This window comes from Sphingomonas sp. FG14, from assembly GCF_057809675.1.
The window spans coordinates 1,342,665-1,360,592 of the sequence record NZ_JBMDKK010000001.1 but is presented as its reverse complement, the minus strand read 5'-3'; the positions used below and the strand labels follow the sequence as shown (position 1 = coordinate 1,360,592).

At 63.9% G+C, this 17,928-nt stretch carries 14 protein-coding genes; 11 read left to right on the top strand and 3 right to left on the bottom strand.

The window, feature by feature from the left end; genetic code table 11:
- Positions 1–18: 18 nt before the first annotated feature.
- Positions 19–1,182, bottom strand: a complete 1,164-nt coding sequence (locus tag ACODTA_RS06455; RefSeq protein WP_489064982.1) for a M20 aminoacylase family protein — start codon at positions 1,180–1,182, stop codon at positions 19–21.
- Between the two features lie 134 nt (positions 1,183–1,316).
- Between ACODTA_RS06455 and ACODTA_RS06450 the strand changes: the two genes are divergently transcribed.
- The 11 genes from ACODTA_RS06450 (at position 1,317) to ACODTA_RS06400 (ending at position 15,913) form a co-directional block, all read left to right on the top strand.
- Positions 1,317–1,775, top strand: a complete 459-nt coding sequence (locus ACODTA_RS06450; protein ID WP_489064981.1) for an Lrp/AsnC family transcriptional regulator — start codon at positions 1,317–1,319, stop codon at positions 1,773–1,775.
- The gene (locus ACODTA_RS06445) at positions 1,775–2,737 is read left to right on the top strand and encodes a polysaccharide deacetylase family protein (protein WP_489064980.1); all 963 of its coding nucleotides are present in this window, start codon (positions 1,775–1,777) and stop codon (positions 2,735–2,737) included. The genes ACODTA_RS06450 and ACODTA_RS06445 overlap by 1 nt, the downstream gene beginning before the upstream one ends.
- A 413-nt stretch (positions 2,738–3,150) precedes the next feature.
- Positions 3,151–3,804, top strand: a complete 654-nt coding sequence (locus tag ACODTA_RS06440; protein WP_489065399.1) for a protein-L-isoaspartate O-methyltransferase family protein — start codon at positions 3,151–3,153, stop codon at positions 3,802–3,804.
- A gap of 17 nt (positions 3,805–3,821) precedes the next feature.
- Positions 3,822–5,291, top strand: a complete 1,470-nt coding sequence (locus ACODTA_RS06435; RefSeq protein WP_489065398.1) for a TolC family outer membrane protein — start codon at positions 3,822–3,824, stop codon at positions 5,289–5,291.
- A gap of 10 nt (positions 5,292–5,301) precedes the next feature.
- On the top strand, positions 5,302–5,778 hold the full coding sequence (locus ACODTA_RS06430) for a DUF2497 domain-containing protein (RefSeq protein ID WP_489064979.1): 477 nt from the start codon (positions 5,302–5,304) through the stop codon (positions 5,776–5,778).
- 226 nt (positions 5,779–6,004) lie between these two features.
- Entirely contained in the window at positions 6,005–8,077 is a 2,073-nt protein-coding gene (locus ACODTA_RS06425) for a S9 family peptidase (protein WP_489064978.1), read from the top strand.
- A 166-nt stretch (positions 8,078–8,243) separates the two neighbouring features.
- Positions 8,244–10,895 (top strand): valine--tRNA ligase, encoded by a 2,652-nt coding sequence (locus tag ACODTA_RS06420; RefSeq protein ID WP_489064977.1) that lies wholly within the window; start codon positions 8,244–8,246, stop codon positions 10,893–10,895.
- Between the two features lie 156 nt (positions 10,896–11,051).
- The gene (locus ACODTA_RS06415) at positions 11,052–12,509 is read left to right on the top strand and encodes an MATE family efflux transporter (RefSeq protein ID WP_489064976.1); all 1,458 of its coding nucleotides are present in this window, start codon (positions 11,052–11,054) and stop codon (positions 12,507–12,509) included.
- A 7-nt stretch (positions 12,510–12,516) separates the two neighbouring features.
- Complete coding sequence (gene trhO, locus ACODTA_RS06410; protein WP_489064975.1) at positions 12,517–13,470, top strand: oxygen-dependent tRNA uridine(34) hydroxylase TrhO; 954 nt, start codon at positions 12,517–12,519, stop codon at positions 13,468–13,470.
- Positions 13,460–14,110, top strand: coding sequence for a glutathione S-transferase (locus tag ACODTA_RS06405; protein ID WP_489064974.1), 651 nt, complete (start codon positions 13,460–13,462; stop codon positions 14,108–14,110). Before trhO ends, ACODTA_RS06405 begins: the two co-directional genes overlap by 11 nt.
- A gap of 69 nt (positions 14,111–14,179) precedes the next feature.
- Positions 14,180–15,913, top strand: a complete 1,734-nt coding sequence (locus ACODTA_RS06400) for a DUF885 domain-containing protein (protein ID WP_489064973.1) — start codon at positions 14,180–14,182, stop codon at positions 15,911–15,913.
- 15 nt (positions 15,914–15,928) lie between these two features.
- On the opposite strand, the gene ACODTA_RS06395 is transcribed toward ACODTA_RS06400, so the two are convergent.
- Positions 15,929–16,864, bottom strand: a complete 936-nt coding sequence (locus ACODTA_RS06395; RefSeq protein ID WP_489064972.1) for a hypothetical protein — start codon at positions 16,862–16,864, stop codon at positions 15,929–15,931.
- A gap of 165 nt (positions 16,865–17,029) precedes the next feature.
- The gene (locus tag ACODTA_RS06390) at positions 17,030–17,914 is read right to left on the bottom strand and encodes a diacylglycerol/lipid kinase family protein (protein ID WP_489064971.1); all 885 of its coding nucleotides are present in this window, start codon (positions 17,912–17,914) and stop codon (positions 17,030–17,032) included.
- Between the last annotated feature and the right edge of the window lie 14 nt (positions 17,915–17,928).

The following is a 17,928-nucleotide window of genomic DNA, read 5'->3' as shown; positions in this document are numbered from 1 at the left end:
AGGAATTGGGCGTTGGGGTCAGGCGAGCGGCAGGCGTTGGCGAGCGATGGTCGCCAACCAGCGGGCGCCGTTCGTCAGGATCGCGTCATTGAAATCGTAGCCGGCATTGTGGAGCGGCAATGAATCCACGCCATTGCCGATAAAGCCGAAACAACCGGGTACGCGCTCCAGGAAACGCGCGAAATCTTCCGAGGCGGTGATGGGCGCGCATGCACCGGACACATTGTCCGCGCCGAACACGGCTTCGGCGGCGCGGACTGCGGCGGCGGTGGCGGTGGGGTCGTTGATGAGCGCGACGAATTCACGGCTATAGCCGACTTCGGCGGTGCAGCCGTGCGCGGCTGCGATGCCCTCGACGATGCGGCGCATTTCCTGCTCGATCTTCTCGCTCACTTCCGATCGGAAGCTGCGCGCATCACCCAGGATGCGCGCCTGACCGGGCAATACGTTGCGGGTGCCGTCGGTCACGATCTCGGTGGCGGAGACGACAGCGATATCCGTGGGGCTCAATCGGCGGGAGACGATGGTCTGGAGGGCAAGCACAGTGGCGCAGGCTGCGACCATCACTTCGCGCCCGGCCTGCGGCCGTGAGGCGTGGCCGCCCACGCCGTTCAAGACGATCTCGAAATTGTCCTCGGCGGACATGGCTGGCCCCGCGGTCGTCTCGAACCGGCCGGCTGCGATGCCTGGCATGTTGTGCAGGCCGTATATCTCGTCGAAGGGGAATCGTTCGAGCAGGCCGTCGTCGAGCATGGCGAGCGCGCCGCGCCCCCATTCTTCGGCAGGCTGGAAGATCAGCCGCACCACGCCGTCGAAGTCGCCTGCGCCGACCAGCATTCGCGCGGCGCCAAGCAGCATGGCGCTATGCCCGTCATGGCCGCAGGCGTGCATGATGCCCTGATTGCCAGACGCATAGGGGTGACCGGTGCGCTCGGTGATCCTCAATGCGTCCATATCCGCGCGGAGCGCGATTGCGCGATTGCTACCGCCCGCCCGCAAAGTGGCTACCACACCGGTGCCACCGACATTTTCCACCACCTCCGTGATGCCGAATCCGCGAAGTGTTTCCGCGACGAACGCGGCGGTCCGCCGTTCCTCGAAACCCATCTCCGGATGTGCGTGCAGCGCATGGCGCCAAGCGACCATGTCAGCGGCGAGCGTCTCCTGTATCGGGTCGGTCATTCGGCGTGCCTTGTCCTTGCGACGGTTCGACGAGTGATTAGTTCAAAACCTGCGAGCGGTGTGCTGAAATTAGGGGCGGTATTTGCAAGTTTCGCTCATCGTGCTGTTCCCCAAACCGCTATCAGAAAGTGGTCATGACACCTGATTCCTTCGACCTCGCCATTCTCAAGCTATTGCAGAAGGACAATCGCGTGCCGCAGCGACTGATCGCGGAGCAGGTGGGGCTGTCGGCACCGGCGGTGCAGCGTCGCATCCAGCGACTGGAATCGAGCGGCGTGATTTCCGCCAATGTCGCGATCGTCGATCCGGCCGCGCTGGGGCGGCCACTCACCATCCTCGTGGAAGTCGAACTCGTGAGTGAACGCAGCGGCGATATCGACGCGCTCAAGCGCCGCTTCCTCGATGCGCCCGAGGTGCAGCAATGCTATTATGTGACCGGCGAAGTCGATTTCATGCTCGTCGTGACCGTGCCGACCATGGCCGATTATGAGGACATGACGCGACGCTTGTTCTTCTCCGACGAAAATGTCCGCAAGTTCCGTACCTTCGTGGCCATGGACCGGGTGAAGGCCGGCATGGCGGTGCCGGTCTGATGCGGTCCATCCTGTCCTGGATCATCGCTGGGCTGATCGTCGCGTTGTTGATCGGTCAGCCACAGCCGGTATTGGCGCAAAAGCGTATCGCGTTCAGCTTCGACGACGTCCCGCGCAAGGCCGGCGGTTTCTTCTCGCCCGATATGCGTACGCGCAAGTTCATCGCGGCGTTGAAGCGCGCGCGGATCCGTCAGGCCGCGTTCTTCGTGACACCGGGCAATCTGAACGCTCCGGACGGCAAGGGTGGGGAAGCGCGGATCGCTGCCTATGTTCGTGCCGGGCATGTCATCGCCAATCACAGTTACAGCCATCTCTGGCTCTCCAAGACGCCGGCGGTCGATTATATCGCCGATATCGATCGTGCGGCGGCCTGGTTGAAGGGACGGCCCGGCCTGCGCCCCTGGTATCGCTATCCCTTTCTGGACGAGGGCCGCCGCGATCTCGCCAAGCGAGCGGAGGTGCGTGCGGCGCTCGCCGAACGTGGGCTTTCGAACGGCTATGTCACCATCGACAATTACGACTGGCATCTGGACGGTCTAACGACGCGCGCGAAAGCGGCCGGGCGGCCTATCGATATGGCGGCGCTACGCGATCTCTACGTCGAGACGCTGGTCGGTGCGGCGAACTTTTACGACGATATCGCTCGCTCTGCGCTCGGTAGACAGCCCGTGCAGGTGATCCTGCTCCATGAAACCGATCTCAATGCAATGTTTGTCGACGATCTCGCCGCCGCGCTGAGGCGCGATGGATGGGAGATCGTGACGATCGACGAGGCCTATCGTGATCCCATCGCGGCACGTGAACCGGACGGCTGGTTCACCAATGGCGGTCGCCTCGCCGCGCTTGCGCAGGAAACGGGGAAGGCGCCGAAGGACCTTATCGATCCGCGCACGGATGAGGATGTGCTGACCGCCTTGTTCGAGGCGCGCGTGGTGAAGCAGGCCGCCGTTTCGGCGCGCTGACGCTTGCTTTCGAGACGCTCGTCGAACGCCCAGCGTCGTTTGTCGAATGGGCACAGGCGGCGAACCGCGCGCACGGCATGTGCGCCGCACGGTCCCTTAAGCCGTGGCGGGTAGCGCTGCCCGTGGATGGCCGGCGAGCCGAGGCCTTTCAGGCATTCGGCTCCCGGCCATCGCTCAATGCGCGATTTCGCGAGGCCGAACACCCGATTTCAGCGATTTTCGACGGCGGCGACAGTCCAGTGCCGGGTGTGCCGGGAAAGCGGATGATCACCCCTCGCGCAATCGGCTTTCGATCATTAGTGGATGGTGGCTGCTCTTTCGCTTGGCGATGCCGACTCCAGGGGATAGAAGCCGCGTTGGCGCAATATGGTGTATTGCGCATGTAAGACAGTTGTGCGATCTGGAAGCCGATGATGAGCGAAACGAATTTCGAAACGATGCGTGCGGCGATGGTGTCCAATCAGTTGAGGACGTCGGCCGTGTCGGATGCGCAGGTGGTGGAGGCGATGCGCGCCGTTCCGCGTGAGGCGTTCATGCCCGCGGATCGGACCGATCTGGCCTATATCGATACGCCGGTCGCGGTGGGCGAGGGGCGCTCGATCAATCCACCGCTGGTTACCGGCCGATTGCTGACCGCGCTTGCGCCTCGCGCCGGCGAGCGTGCGCTCGTGGTCGGTGCCGCCACCGGCTATGCGGCCGCGGTGCTTGCCGAGCTTGGCCTGAACGTGACCGCGCTTGAGGAGAATGCGACGCTCGCCGCTTTCGCGATGGGCGCGCTGGCGAACTTCGCCGGGGTCAAGGTGGTGAGCGGGCCGCTCGCGCAGGGCGCCGCCGAGGATGCGCCTTATGACGTGATCCTGATCGACGGCGCCGTGGAGCAGGTCCCCGATGTACTGAAGGCGCAGCTTGTTGATGGCGGTCGCATGGCCGGCGCTCTGGTGGAGCGCGGCGTGACGCGCCTGGCATTTGGCCGGAAGGTTGGTGATTCGCTGTTGCTGGCGGATTTCGTGGATTCGGAAGCTGTGCCGCTTCCGGGCTTCGCGGTGCCGGCGGGGTTCGTATTCTGAAGAAGGTTGCGGGTGTGCTGAGAACGAAATTCAGGTCCCTTGCGGGCGTTGCGGCGATCACGGGACTCGGCCTCGCTCTCGGCGGCGCACCCGCTTCGGCGGAAACGCTGCGTGAGGCGCTGACCCGCGCCTACAATAGCAACCCGACCTTGACCGGCGACCGGGCGCGCCAGCGTGCGGAGGACGAGAATGTGCCGATCCAGCGCGCACGCTCGCTTCCCAACGCGAACGCGCAGGCGAACTATACCGAGAATGTCCTGCAGCCGGCCAACGCCTTCAACGCGCCGGAGCGCTCGATCTCCTTGCAGGGGCAGATCGAGGTGCCGATCTATCAGGGCGGTTCGGTGCGCAATGGGCTGCGCGCCGCAGATCGCCGCGTCGATGCGGGGCGCTCTGTCCTGCGCGGTACCGAGTCGAGTGTTTTCAGCTCGGTTGTTGCCGCCTATATGGATGTTATCCGCGACGAAGCCATCGTCCAGCTCAATCAGGCCAATGTCGGCGTGCTTGACGTGAACCTGCAGGCGACCAACGACCGGTTCGAGGTGGGCGATCTCACGCGTACCGACGTCGCCCAGTCGGAAGCGCGCCTCGCGATCGCGCGCAGCCAGCTCCAGAGCGCCGAGGCGCGACTGATCGCCAGCCGCGAGCGCTACATTCAAGTCGTTGGTACGCCGCCGGGGACGCTCGCGCCGCCGCCGCCGCTGCCGAATCTGCCTGCGTCCCCCGATGCGGCGGTCGAGACCGCGCTGGCGGACAATCCCGACCTGCTCGCCGCGCAGCAGCGGCGCGAAGCCGCGCGCTACGATGTCGGTGTCGCCAATGCGACGCGGCTGCCACGCCTGTCGGCGATCACCAACGGCCAGTATCAGAATTATCTTGGTACCTTCGGCACCAGCATCCCAGGCGTCTCGATCGCCCAGACCCAGAAATCGGCTTCACTTGGTCTTCAGGCCACGATCCCGATTTATCAGGGTGGTGGGCCTTCGGCGCAGGTCCGTCAGGCGCAGGCTCGCGAGGGGCAGGCGATCGAGGGGCAAATCGAAGTCGAGCGGGGCGTGATTTCGCAAACGCGCTCAGCCTATGCGAGTTGGCAAGCGGCGAATGAGGTGATCAAGAGCTCCGAGACCGCAGTTTCGGCGAACCGGTTGTCGCTTGAAGGTGTCCGTGCGGAGAATAGCGTTGGCACGCGCACCATCCTGGATATCCTGAATGCGGAGCAGGAACTGCTCAATTCGCAGGTTCAGCTCGTCACCGCGCGCCGCGATGCCTATGTCGCCGGTTTCACCATGCTGGCGGCGATGGGGCAGGCCGAGGCGCGGGATCTCGGTCTCGACGGCGGCCCGCTTTACGACCCGGTAACCAATTATAAGCGGGTTCGGAATATCATCTGGGATTGGGACAGTGATCCGAAGCCGGAACCGGTCGCGACGCGCACCGTTGACACGCCGGCCCAGAATCCGTCAGTAACACCGTTACCGAAGCAGTAAGGCTGTGAAGATGGGGGACATCGCCAACGAGCCGTCGATGGAAGACATATTATCTTCCATCAAGCGGATCATCGCCGAAGACGCCGATACCTCGGCAGCGACCGCGCGCGCACGCGCCGCCGCGCGGCGAAAGGCGGCGCCGGCCCCCGTGATTTCCGAGGAACCGGAGGACGAGGACGAAGTTCTCGAATTGACGGAGACCGTTGCGGAAGCCGATGCATATGCAGAGGAAGAGCCCGAGCCCATGAAGGACATCGCGGAAGATCCCGAACTGGTTTCCGAGCGCGTGGCCAAGGCCAGCCGGCAATCGCTCGAGTCGCTTTCGTCACTGATCGTGAAGCCGGAAGCGGGATCGAACACGCTGGAAGGGCTGGTGCGCGAGATGCTCCGCCCGATGCTCAGCGAATGGCTGGACGCCAATCTGCCCGCCGTGGTGGAGCGCATGGTTTCACGGGAAATTCGTCGGATCACCGGCAAGGACCTGTAAAACCGGTATCGTTTCCAGGTATTTGTCTGGGTTTTCTGATATATTGATTCACTTTCTACCGTCATGCCAGCGGAGGCTGGCATCTCCTGACGAGTGAAGCGCGATCTGGTTGAAAGACTCCGGCCTTCGCCGGAGTGACGTCCGAAAAGGACGTTGGGGCTCCGGGAGGCTCCCGCACCCATTCTCAAACATGGCGGCGCCCGGAAAATGGGTCTATTGAGCGCCCATGAAGACGTTGCTGCTCGCGAGCCTTGCCGTGCTCGCCATCGCCCAGGCGCCCGGCGCCGCCATTGCCCGCCCCATGACTGCCGAGGATCTGGCGACGATGCATCGCATCGGCGCGCCGGCGGTTTCGCCCGACGGCCGATGGCTGGCTTATTCGCTGAGCGAGACCGATCTGCCCGCCAACAGGCGCCGCACGGATCTGTGGCTGCTCGATCTTTCGGCGAAGAACGCCACGCCCGTGAAGATCGCTTCCGCCGCCGACAAGAACGAGCATGATCCAAAATTCTCCGCCGACGGCAAATATCTTTATTATCTGAGCAACGCCGCCGAAAACGAGCAGGTCTGGCGTGTCGCCTTGCCCGGCGGCGCCCCCGAGCAGGTGACGAGCATTTCCGCCGACGTCTCGGGCTATGCACTCGCGCCCAGCGGCGACCGCATCGCGATCTGGGGAGAGCGCAATCTCGGCTGCCGCGATTTCTCCTGCTCCACTGTCCGGCTGGCGAACACCGCGATCGGCACGGGCCGGACCTATGACCAGCTCTTCGTCCGCCATTGGGATGAATGGGAGAATCCCACCGAACGTTCGCGCCTCTATGTCTTCCCGCTCGAAAACGGCAAGGCGGTGGGCACCGGCGTTTCGGTGGTCGGTGAACTGGTGGGGGATACGCCCTCCAAGCCCTTTGGCGGCGGGGAAGAGATCGCCTGGGCACCCGATGGGCGGACGATCTATTTCACCTTGCGCGAAGCCGGGCGGATCGAGGCGACCTCGACCAATCTCGACATTTTCGCGAGTCCCTCGGATGGCGGCGCACCGCCCGTCAATCTGACCGATGCAAACGACGCGACCGATACGTTGCCGGCCGTCTCGCCCGACGGCAAATGGCTCGCCTATGTCGCGATGAAGAGGCCGGGTTACGAGGCCGATCGCCAGGTCGTCCAGCTCCGCAATCTCGCGACCGGCCAAGTCCGCGCGCTGACCGAGGGCTGGGATCGTTCGGTCGGTTCGCTCGCCTGGGCGAAGGACGGCAAGAGCCTGATCGTGACGGCGGGTGACGTGCTCGACGACCCCGCCTTCCGCATCGATGTCGCGACGGGCAAGGTGACGCGGCTCACCCAGGCCGGCACCGCCGGCAACATCATGCCACTGGCCGATGGCGGGGCGATCCTGACGATCAATTCGCTCCAGGCGCCCGATGATCTCTATCGGATGAACAAGGCGGGCAAGCTCACCCAACTCACTCGCGTCAATGCCGGAAAGCTGGCGCAGATCGATCCGGTCAGCATCGAACGCTTCAGCTTTGCCGGCGCCGGCGGCGACACGGTCTGGGGCCAGATCGTCAAGCCGCAGGGCGCGGTCGGCAAGCTGCCGGTGGCTTTGCTCGTTCATGGTGGGCCGCAGGGCAGTTTCGGAAATGGCTGGTCCTATCGCTGGAACCCCCGGCTGTTCTCGGCGCCGGGCTATGCTGCCGTCACCATCGATTTCCATGGATCAACGGGTTACGGCCAGGCTTTCACTGACAGTATCAACCGCGATTGGGGCGGCAAGCCGCTTGAGGATCTGAAGCTCGGCATCGTCGCGGCGGGCGCGAAGGATGCCGGGATCGACATCACCAATGCCTGCGCGCTCGGCGGATCCTATGGCGGCTATATGATGAACTGGATCGCCGGCCAGTGGCCCGACCGGTTCAAATGCCTGGTCCAGCATGATGGCGTCTTCGATGCCCGAGCGATGGCGTACGAGACCGAGGAACTCTGGTTCGACGAATGGGAGCATGGCGGCCCCTATTACGAGAAGCCCGAAGAGTTCGAGAAATGGAACCCGGTCAACCATGTTTCAAAGTGGAAGACGCCGATGCTGGTGATCCACGGCGCCAACGACTTCCGCATTCCCGATACCCAGGGGTTGGCGGCCTTCACCGCGCTCCAGCGCCGTGGCGTGCCGTCGCGCCTGCTGCATTTCCCGGACGAGAATCACTGGGTGCTCAAGCCTCGCAACTCCATGCAATGGTATCATGAGGTGTTCGCCTGGCTCGATCAGTGGACCAAGGGGGACGGAAGCGTGACGCCGCGCTGACCGCCCCATGGGGGAGAGCGACGCGGCATTCCGATATGCACCGCACCCAAAATCACAATGAGCAGTTGGAATCTGGTGCGCTTGGCCCGGATTTTTTGTTTTGCCGCGATTTTCGAGTCGTTCGATGATTTCATCGAACTCTAAATCGCTCTAAGGCCCGCGCATCATGACCGAACTCGCAAAGACCTTCGATCCGGCCGCCATCGAGGCGCGGTGGTACGACCATTGGGAAAAGGGCGGGCTGTTCCGCCCGGCGCGGCCTGATGCCGTACCCTTCACCATCGTCAATCCGCCGCCCAACGTGACGGGCAGCCTGCATATCGGCCATGCGCTGGACAACACATTGCAGGATGTCTTGGTTCGCCATGCGCGCCTTCAGGGCAAGGATGCTCTGTGGGTAGTCGGCACCGACCATGCCGGTATCGCCACGCAGATGGTGGTTGAGCGCAACCTGAACTCACAGGGCGTGAAGCGCACCGACATGAGCCGCGAAGCGTTCGTCGAACATGTCTGGGAATGGAAGGCGCAGTCGGGCGGACAGATCACCCGCCAGCTTCGCCGGCTCGGCTGCTCCATGGACTGGAGCCGCGAGCAGTTCACCATGGATCCGCATTTCAGCCGTGCGGTCATCAAGGTGTTCGTCGATCTCTACAATCAGGGCCTGCTCTACCGCGACAAGCGCCTGGTGAACTGGGATCCGGGTTTCAAGACCGCGATCTCGGATCTCGAGGTCGAGACGAAGGAGGTCGCCGGCAAGTTCTGGCATCTGCGTTATCCGCTTGCGGATGGCAGTGGTTTCATCTCGGTCGCGACGACGCGACCTGAAACCATGCTGGCCGACATGGCTGTGGCGGTGAATCCAGAGGATGATCGCTACAACGCGCTGATAGGCAAGAATGTCCGCTTGCCGATCACCGGTCGGTTGATTCCGATCGTCGCCGACGAACATGCCGATCCTGAACTGGGCTCGGGCGCGGTCAAGGTCACACCGGGTCATGACTTCAACGATTTCGAGGTTGGGCGGCGCGCGGGCATCAAGCCTGCGGACATGCTCAACATGCTCGATGCCGAAGCCAGGGTCATGCAGACCGCCGACGGGCTGGTGCCGGCCGAACTGATCGGGCTCGACCGGTTCGAGGCGCGCAAGCAGGTCGTCGCCGCGATCGATGCCGCCGGCTTGCTGGAAAAAGTGGAGGATCGCACGATCCAGACGCCCTATGGCGACCGTTCGGGCGTGGTGATCGAACCCTGGCTGACGGACCAATGGTATGTCGATGCCGAGACGCTGGCCCAGCCCGCGATCGCGGCGGTGCGCAATGGCGATATCCGCGTCGTGCCCAAGAGCTGGGAAAAGACCTGGTTCAACTGGCTTGAGAATATCCAGCCCTGGTGCGTCAGCCGCCAGCTCTGGTGGGGGCACCAGATCCCGGCCTGGTATGGCGATGACGGCAAATGCTATGTCGCCGAGGATGAGGCGACGGCGCAGGCGCTGGCGGGCGAGGGCGTCACGCTCACGCGCGACAGCGACGTGCTCGATACCTGGTTCTCTTCCGCGCTCTGGCCGTTCGGCACGCTGGGCTGGCCGGAACAGACCGAACTGCTCAAGCGTCATTATCCCAATGACGTGTTGATTTCAGGCTTCGACATCCTGTTTTTCTGGGACGCGCGCATGGCGATGCAGGGGCTGCATTTCCTCAAGGAAGCGCCGTGGAAGACCTTGTATCTCCACGGCCTGGTCCGCGCCGCCGATGGCTCGAAAATGTCCAAGTCCAAGGGCAATACCGTCGATCCGCTCGGCCTGGTCGATCGCTATGGCGCCGACGCGCTGCGCTTCACGCTTACCGCGATGGAAAGCCAGGGCCGCGACATCAAGCTGGATGAGAAGCGCGTCGAGGGATATCGCAATTTCGCGACCAAATTGTGGAACGCGACGCGCTTCGCCCAGTCCAACGGCATCGGCGCGTCGACCACGTTGCGTGCGCCGGACGCGTTGCTGCCGGTCAATCGCTGGATCATCGCCGAGACCATCGAAACCGTGCAGAAGCTTGATCTCGCCTTTGCCGATTTCCGCTTCGACGAGGCAGCGAACGCGATCTATCAGTTCACCTGGAGCCGCTTCTGCGACTGGTATCTGGAACTGATCAAGCCTGTTTCGGTCGGTGACGAACGGGGCCAGATCGACGACGAGACCAAGTCGGTCGCCGGTTGGGTGATCGATCAGATCCTCGTCATGCTCCATCCCTTCATGCCCTTCATCACCGAAGAGCTGTGGCACGCCATGGGTGAGCGCCAATACGATATCATCGTCGCGAAATGGCCATTGGCCGATGCCCATGCGCTCGATGCAGGTGCCGCCCAGGAGATCGACTGGCTGATCCGTCTGGTGTCGGAGGTTCGCGCCGCGCGGTCGGAGCTCAACGTGCCGCCCGGCGCGCGGCTGCCGCTTCATGTCCGCGAGGCGGGTGCCGCCACAACCGAAAGGCTGGCGGGGCAATCGGCTGCGCTCGGCCGGCTGGCGCGCGTGTCCGGCATCAGCCACGATCCGGCGCCCGAAGGCGGCGCGATCCAGATCGTGGTGGATGAGGCGACCTATATGCTGCCGCTCGCCGGCGCGATCGATCTCGACGCGGAACGGGCGCGCATCGCCAAGGCGATCGAGGCGGCAGCGCAGGAGCGCGACTCGCTGGCCGGGCGCCTGTCCAATCCCAGCTTCGTCGAACGCGCGAAACCCGAGGCGGTGGAGAAGGCGCGTGCCGACCATGCCGAAAAGGCTGCGGAGGCGGAGCGGCTGCAGGCGGCGCTGGCGCGATTGGGCTAACTGGTCATTCCATCCGGCGGGAAAGCCCTTTAGGGAGCTGACCGGTCCTGCTCGTCCGTCATTCCGGCGAAATCCCGAATCCAGTGCACCGTGCCATGGAGATTCCGTTTTCGCTGGAATGACGGGTGGGTGGGACGAGGGGCAGGGAGAAGCCGGATGGCCAAGACGGAAAACAAGACCGGCATCCGCGATCTCACCCAAGGGCCGATCACACGCACGCTGCTGATCTTCGCGCTCCCGACGCTGGGATCGAACATCCTCCAGTCGCTCAACGGATCGGTCAATGCGATCTGGGTGGGACGTTTCCTGGGCGAGAATGCGATCGCGGCGACCGCCAACGCCAATATCATCATGTTCCTGATGTTCGCGCTGGTCTTCGGTTTCGGCATGGCGGCGACGATCCTGGTCGGTCAGGCGTTTGGCCGTCGCGACGTCGATGCCGCGCGCCGTGCGATCGGCAGCGCGCTGGGCATGTTCGTTGTGCTGGCGATCGTGATCGCGCTGGCCGGCTGGATCTTCTCGCCCCAGATCCTGCATCTGCTCGCGACCCCGCCCGAGGCGGAGGTGATGGCGCTCGCCTATCTGCGTATCATCTTCCTGGTCATGCCCGCATCCTTCCTGACGGTGTTGCTGATGATGGGCCTGCGTGGCGCGGGCGATTCGATGACGCCGCTGTGGTTCATGGTGCTGAGCGTATTGCTCGACATGATCCTCAATCCGCTGCTGATCCTGGGCGTCGGCCCATTTCCCGAACTCGGTATCGCCGGATCAGCGCTGTCCAACGTGATCGCCGGCTATGTCAGCGCGATTGCGATGCTCATCTATATCTATGCGAAGGATCTGCCGATCAGGCTGCGTGGCCCCGAACTGGCCTATCTGAAGCCTGACCCAGCCTTGCTCAGGATGATCCTGGGCAAAGGTTTTCCGATGGGGCTGCAGATGATCGTGATGTCGACGGCGGGCCTCGCCATGACCGGGCTCGTCAATCGCGAAGGGCTGCTCTACGCCGCCGCCTTCGGCGTGATCCAGCAGCTCTGGACCTATGTACAGATGCCGGCGATGGCGATCGGCGCGGCGGTGAGCGCGATGGCTGCACAGAATATCGGGGCTGGACGCTGGGACCGGATCGCGCAGATCACCCGATCCGGCGTCATCGCAAATCTCGCGATGACGGGCGCGCTGGTTCTGGTTCTGGTGCTGTTCGATCGCTACGCCCTCGCATTGTTCGTGGGCGGCGACAGTCCAGCGATTCCGCTGGCGGCGCATATCCATTTGATGGCGGGCTGGAGCTTCATCCTGTTCGGGGTCACGCTGATCCTGTTCGGCGTGATGCGCGCGAACGGCGCGGTCTATGGCCCGCTGATCACGCTGATCATCGCGCTCTATCCCGTGCGCCTGGGATTCATCCTGCTGATGCGCGATACGCTGGGGCCGGATGCGCTCTGGCTCAGCTTCCCGGTCGGCTCGCTCGTCACCGTCCTGCTCGCTGTCGCCTTCTATCGCTCGAACAGTTGGCGCAGGACGACCCTGATGGTGCCGCCCGATTCGGAGGAATGCCGCGAGGCGATCAATGCCGAGGCCGAGCCGGCCGGGCGCCTGACGCCCACGGCTTGAGACCTGCATGACCGAAGATCTCCCCATTCGCGTCGCGGCGCTCTACAGGTTTACGCGTTTCGACGATTGCGGGGCGATCCGTGCCGGTCTGGCCGAAGCGTGCCGCGTGCATGCGATCAGGGGGACTTTGCTGATCGCCCGCGAAGGCATCAATGGTACGATCGCGGGATCGGACGAAGCGATCGGGCATGTGCTGGCGGCGATCCGCGCCCTGCCGGGGTGCGCCGATCTCGACGTCAAATTCTCGCGCGCGGCGTCCATGCCGTTTCACCGCATGAAAGTGCGTCTGAAGCGTGAGATCGTGACGATGGGGCAGCCCGATATCGATCCGCTTGCCAGTGTCGGCCGCTATGTCGCGCCGGAGGATTGGAACGCGCTGATCTCCGATCCGGGCACGATCGTCATCGACACGCGCAACGATTATGAAGTGGCGGTCGGCAGCTTCGCGGGCGCGATCGATCCGAAGACGCCGAGCTTCCGGGATTTTCCCGCCTGGTTTCGCGCCGAGCGCGAACGATTGTTGGGCGCGGGTACGCCACCCAGGGTCGCGATGTTCTGCACCGGGGGGATACGCTGCGAGAAATCGACCGCGTTCCTGAAGGCGGAGGGCGTCGACGATGTCTATCATTTGCAGGGTGGCATACTGAAATATCTGGAGACTGTGCCGGCAGAGCAGAGCCTGTGGCAGGGCGAATGCTTCGTGTTCGATCAGCGCGTATCGGTCGGCCACGGGCTTGCGCCGGGCAGCTATGCACTCTGCCACGGCTGCCGCCGGCCCGTCGGGGCGGCTGATCTCGCTTCGCCGCTTTATGTCGAGGGCGTGAGCTGCCCTGCCTGCCACGACGAGCGTAGCCAGGAACAGCGTGCCGGCTATGCCGAGCGGCACCGCCAGGAGCGTTTGGCGGAGGCGAGAGGGCAGGCGCATATCGGCGCGCAGCCGCCACCATCCGATGACGACTAGGCCGATCCTCTACAGTTTCCGCCGTTGTCCCTATGCCATGCGGGCGCGCCTGGCCCTGCTGGTCAGCGGCACCATCTGCGAGATCCGCGAAGTGAAGCTGGCGGCCAAGCCGGCGGAGATGATTGCGGCATCGCCCAAGGCCACGGTTCCCGTTCTCGTGCTGCCGGATGGTCAGGTGATCGACGAGAGCCTGGATATCATGCGCTGGTCGCTTGGCTGCAACGATCCGGAGCATTGGGGTGACCGAGGGGACGAGGCATTGATCGCGGCCAATGACGGCCCCTTCAAGCATCACCTCGATCGATACAAATATCCCGATCGCCACGCCTCCGATCCGGCGGCGCATCGCGACTTGGGGCTGGAACTGCTCCGGGTGCTGGAAGCTCGGCTGGCTTCATGCGCCTGGCTTTGCGGTAACGTGCGCGGGCTGGCCGACGCTGCCATCATGCCCTTTGTCCGGCAGTTCGCGCAGACCGATCGTGCATGGTTCGATGCGCAGCCGCTGCCGTGCGTACAGGCCTGGCTGGAGCGCCAGCTTGCCGACCCATTGTTCGTGGCGGCGATGATCCGCCTGCGGCCATGGCAGGCCGGCGATGCGCCCATTCTGTTTTCCGGCGGGGAATCTCAATTCCTGAACTGAGCCAGCTTTTCATATATTACCAGTTTCGCTAATCCGCCGACGTTACGAAGATAACGGGGAGGTCGCGTGATGCGTTGCTGGTCGAAGATGATGCGGGCGGGTGTGGTGCTGTATGCAGCGGTGTCGCTGCCGGCGATCGCGCAGGGAACCTCCGGCGATACCATGGCCAAGATCGCCGACGACATCGTCGCCAACCGGCTGGCCGCCAATCCCTTCCTGCCGCTTTACACGGACATTGGTGGCGGCCGGAACGACATATTGAACGACATCAGCCCAGCGGCCATCGCGCGCAACAATGCCGAGGTCGACGCGCTGCTCGCCCGTCTCGACGCGCTGGACCGGAAGACGCTGACCGATCGGGCGATGGTGCGCGACTATGCGATTGCGCGCGAGATGCTGGAGGCCGAGCGCGGCCTGCGCGTCTGCCATAGCGAGCTCTGGACGGTCTCCCATATGGATGGCTGGCCCGGCAATTTTCCGAATCTGGCCGAACGCCAGCCTGTCGCGACGGCCAAGGATCGTGCGGATGCGCTCGCGCGCTGGGGAGGCGTGCCCGAATTTATCGCGGCGGATATCGCCAATCTGAAACAGGGGATCGCCAAGGGCTATGTCGTGCCGCGTTCGGTGGCGGTGCGCGCGCTGGCGCAGGTTGAGGGGCTAATCTCCGAGACGCCCGAGCAATCGCCGTTCTTCGCACCTGCCAAGGCCGCTGACGATGCAGCGTTCAAGGCGGCGTTCGCGGCGCTGGTCCGCGACAGGATCACACCGGCGATCCGTGGTTATCGCGACTTCCTGCGCGATACCTACATCCCCGCCGCGCGCGAAAGCCTGTCGGTGCTCGATCTCCCCGATGGCCGGGCCTGCTACAATGCGATGCTGCGATCCTATACCACCCTCGACCGGTCCGGCGAGGATGTGGCGGCGCTTGGCGAACGCACTGTCGCCGCGAATGTTGCCGACGTACGCGCCATCGGCAAGAAGCTCTACGGCATCGATGATTTCTCGCAGATCGTCGCGCGGGTGAAGGCGGATCCGGAAGAGCGCTTCACATCGAAGGACGAAATCGTCGCCTATAATCGCGATGTCGTGGAGCGCGCACGCACCGCGGTGGCGGCGATCATCGACCATGTGCCACAACAGCCGCTGGAAGTGCGGCCGATGACGGATGCGATGGAGGCGGCAGGCGTCAGTTCCAACTATACGCCCGCCGCCGATCCGTCGAAGCCCGCGCTCTACATGCTGCAGGTCGGCAAGGTCGAGGATGCCCGTCGCGCCGACATGGCGATCACCGCAGTGCACGAAGGCTATCCGGGACATCACCTGCAATTCGCCTATGCTGCGGGCCAGCCCAACAGCAAGCTTTCGAAGATCGGTTTCAACTCCGCCTATATCGAGGGCTGGGCGCGCTATTCGGAGCGCCTGTCCGAGGAGATCGGGTTGCTCGATACGCCGCAGATGAAGATCTCCCGCCGGGCATGGCCCGCGCGCGGCATGGTCGCCGATCCCGGCCTGCATATCGGCAAGTGGAGCCGGGAACGCATCGTCGCCTATCTGACAGAAACTGGCCGTTTCCCGCCCGAGGTGGCGAAGGGGATGATCGATCGCATCGCCTCACTGCCGGGGCAGCTCACCGCCTATGATTCAGGCGGCCTGGAAATCGTGGCGCTGCGCGAGCAGGCCCGAAAGGCGTTGGGCAAGCGCTTCGACATCAAGGAATTCAACGCCGTCGTGCTGGGCGATGGCGTCGTGCCGCTGGCGCTGCTGCGCAACAATGTCGAGGCATGGATCGCGGGGAAGAAGTGACGCTTGGGTGCAGGGTCACCGTGAAACGTCGATGACCCTGACGACCCGTCGACGAACATGGTCGGCGGGCACCAGCGCGGTCCGGTCAGTCACCTCGATGTCGTCGGGCAGGCTGACCGGCTCCAGTCCGGCGACCTTGCGAAACACACCCATCGCGATTGCCGACGGGACGATGAACGCCGCGCTCACGAGGAGGCCTGCCGGCCCCATGCCGACCACGCCAAAAGCGATGCCGATGAGTATCGGGGTTAGGAACCCGATCGAAATATGGGAGCTCATCTTCTGCTTGTTTCGCGCGCGCAGGAAGGTGGCGGCCAGTACCACGAACGCGAAATAGGGTATGCTGAGAGCGATGGTGCCGGCAACGAAAACGAAAGCGGGCCTTCGCAGGAATGGACCCAGCATGTCTGCGGGGGCATTGTAGAATATCAGTGCCCCGCACATTGCGTGGAATGCCGCGCCGGCGATGGCGCCGGCCAGCATCGCGGGCAGCGTCAGCCGAACCTGCAAGGGACCGTCATAATATTCGGCGGTTGCCGTGGTGATCAATCCGCCAGCCGCCGATGGATCCGCCGATACCGCCATTGCGAGTGCGTCGGGATCTTCATCCGCCGTTTCGAAACCGGCGTATCGGCGATAAAGGGTGCCGAGGATCGATCCGATGATCAAAGGTGCGATGAGTGCGGCCGTCAGACTTCCGTCTGTTGCCGCGTCACGAAAAAATCCGGGGCCGGTTCCCAGGACAAAGGGGAGGATCGCGGATACTGCGCCGAGCATCGCATAGGCCGTGGCGGCCAGATGACCGCGCTTGCGAAGTTCGCGATGCCCAAGCCAGAACAATCCGCCATAGAGCGCCGCCACCGGGAGCACGGTCAGGGCGACCTGATCGAGCGACCATGGCGTTTCGCCGCCCGCGCGTGCATCGAGCTGGGCCGCAAGCATCGTGCACATGCCAACGGCAAGTGAGCAAGCGATGGTCGCGCCAACGTGATTCCGGATGCTGGACATTGTTTCTCCCCCCACGGCGGCCTTATCGCCGTCGAGCGGTTGCCGGAGTGTTAAGTCGACAATCTCCGAAGCAAGATCGACAGGTTCGATCGCGCGTTGTCGATGAGCTTATCGTCCCTGCGGAGCCGCGACTTCGATGATCCCTGCGGCCACCCGCGCCATCACCGGGGTCTTGGCGAGCACTTCGCCGTCGATCGAGATGGCGAGCGGCGGTTCGGTGCTGACCTTGATTTCTCGACCCACGAAGCTCTCCACGGTTTCCTTGCGCGCATCGAGGCGGAAAAAGCTGGTGAACCAGTTCCAGACCAGCCGGCGTTTCACATGACCGGTCACGGCCTGGACAACGATCTCGCCGCTGTCCGGCTCGGCCTCGTCGACCAGTTCTGTGCCGCCATGGAAAGCGCCGTTGGAAATGCGAACTTCGACCACTTTCAGCCGCTTCTCATGGCCATCCTGCTCGACGATCAGCGTGAAGGGCTTGAAGCGGAAGAATTTCCAGGTCGCCCAGATGAGATAGCCGACTCTCCCCAGCGCCCCCTTCAATCCATGCGGCACCGTTTCGGCGATTAGAGGAGAGATGCCGATCGCCGCGCAATTGGCGAAATAATCGCCATCGACCATGCCCAGGTCGATGCGGCGGAAATGGCCGGCGCCGATCACGTCCATCGCACCCTGCAGGTCGAGCGGAATACCCAGGGTTCGCGCGAAGCTGTTGGCGGTGCCCAGCGGCAGCACGCCCAGTGCGACATCCTCGCCGACGAGCAGGTCGACAAGCCCGCTGATCGTGCCGTCGCCGCCGCCCAGGATCACCAGATCGGGCTTGTCGGCCAGGGCGCGCCGCACCGTCGCCTCCAGCAGGCTGGGCTTGCGCACCTCATGCGCCTTGACGGGGAAGGGCAGGTCGGCCGTCGCGGCCTTGGCCTTGCGGAACAGCTTGCGCCCTTTCCGCGACTGGGCGTTGACGATCAGCGCGGCGGAGCGGACGGTTCGCATGGCGGTACAACGCA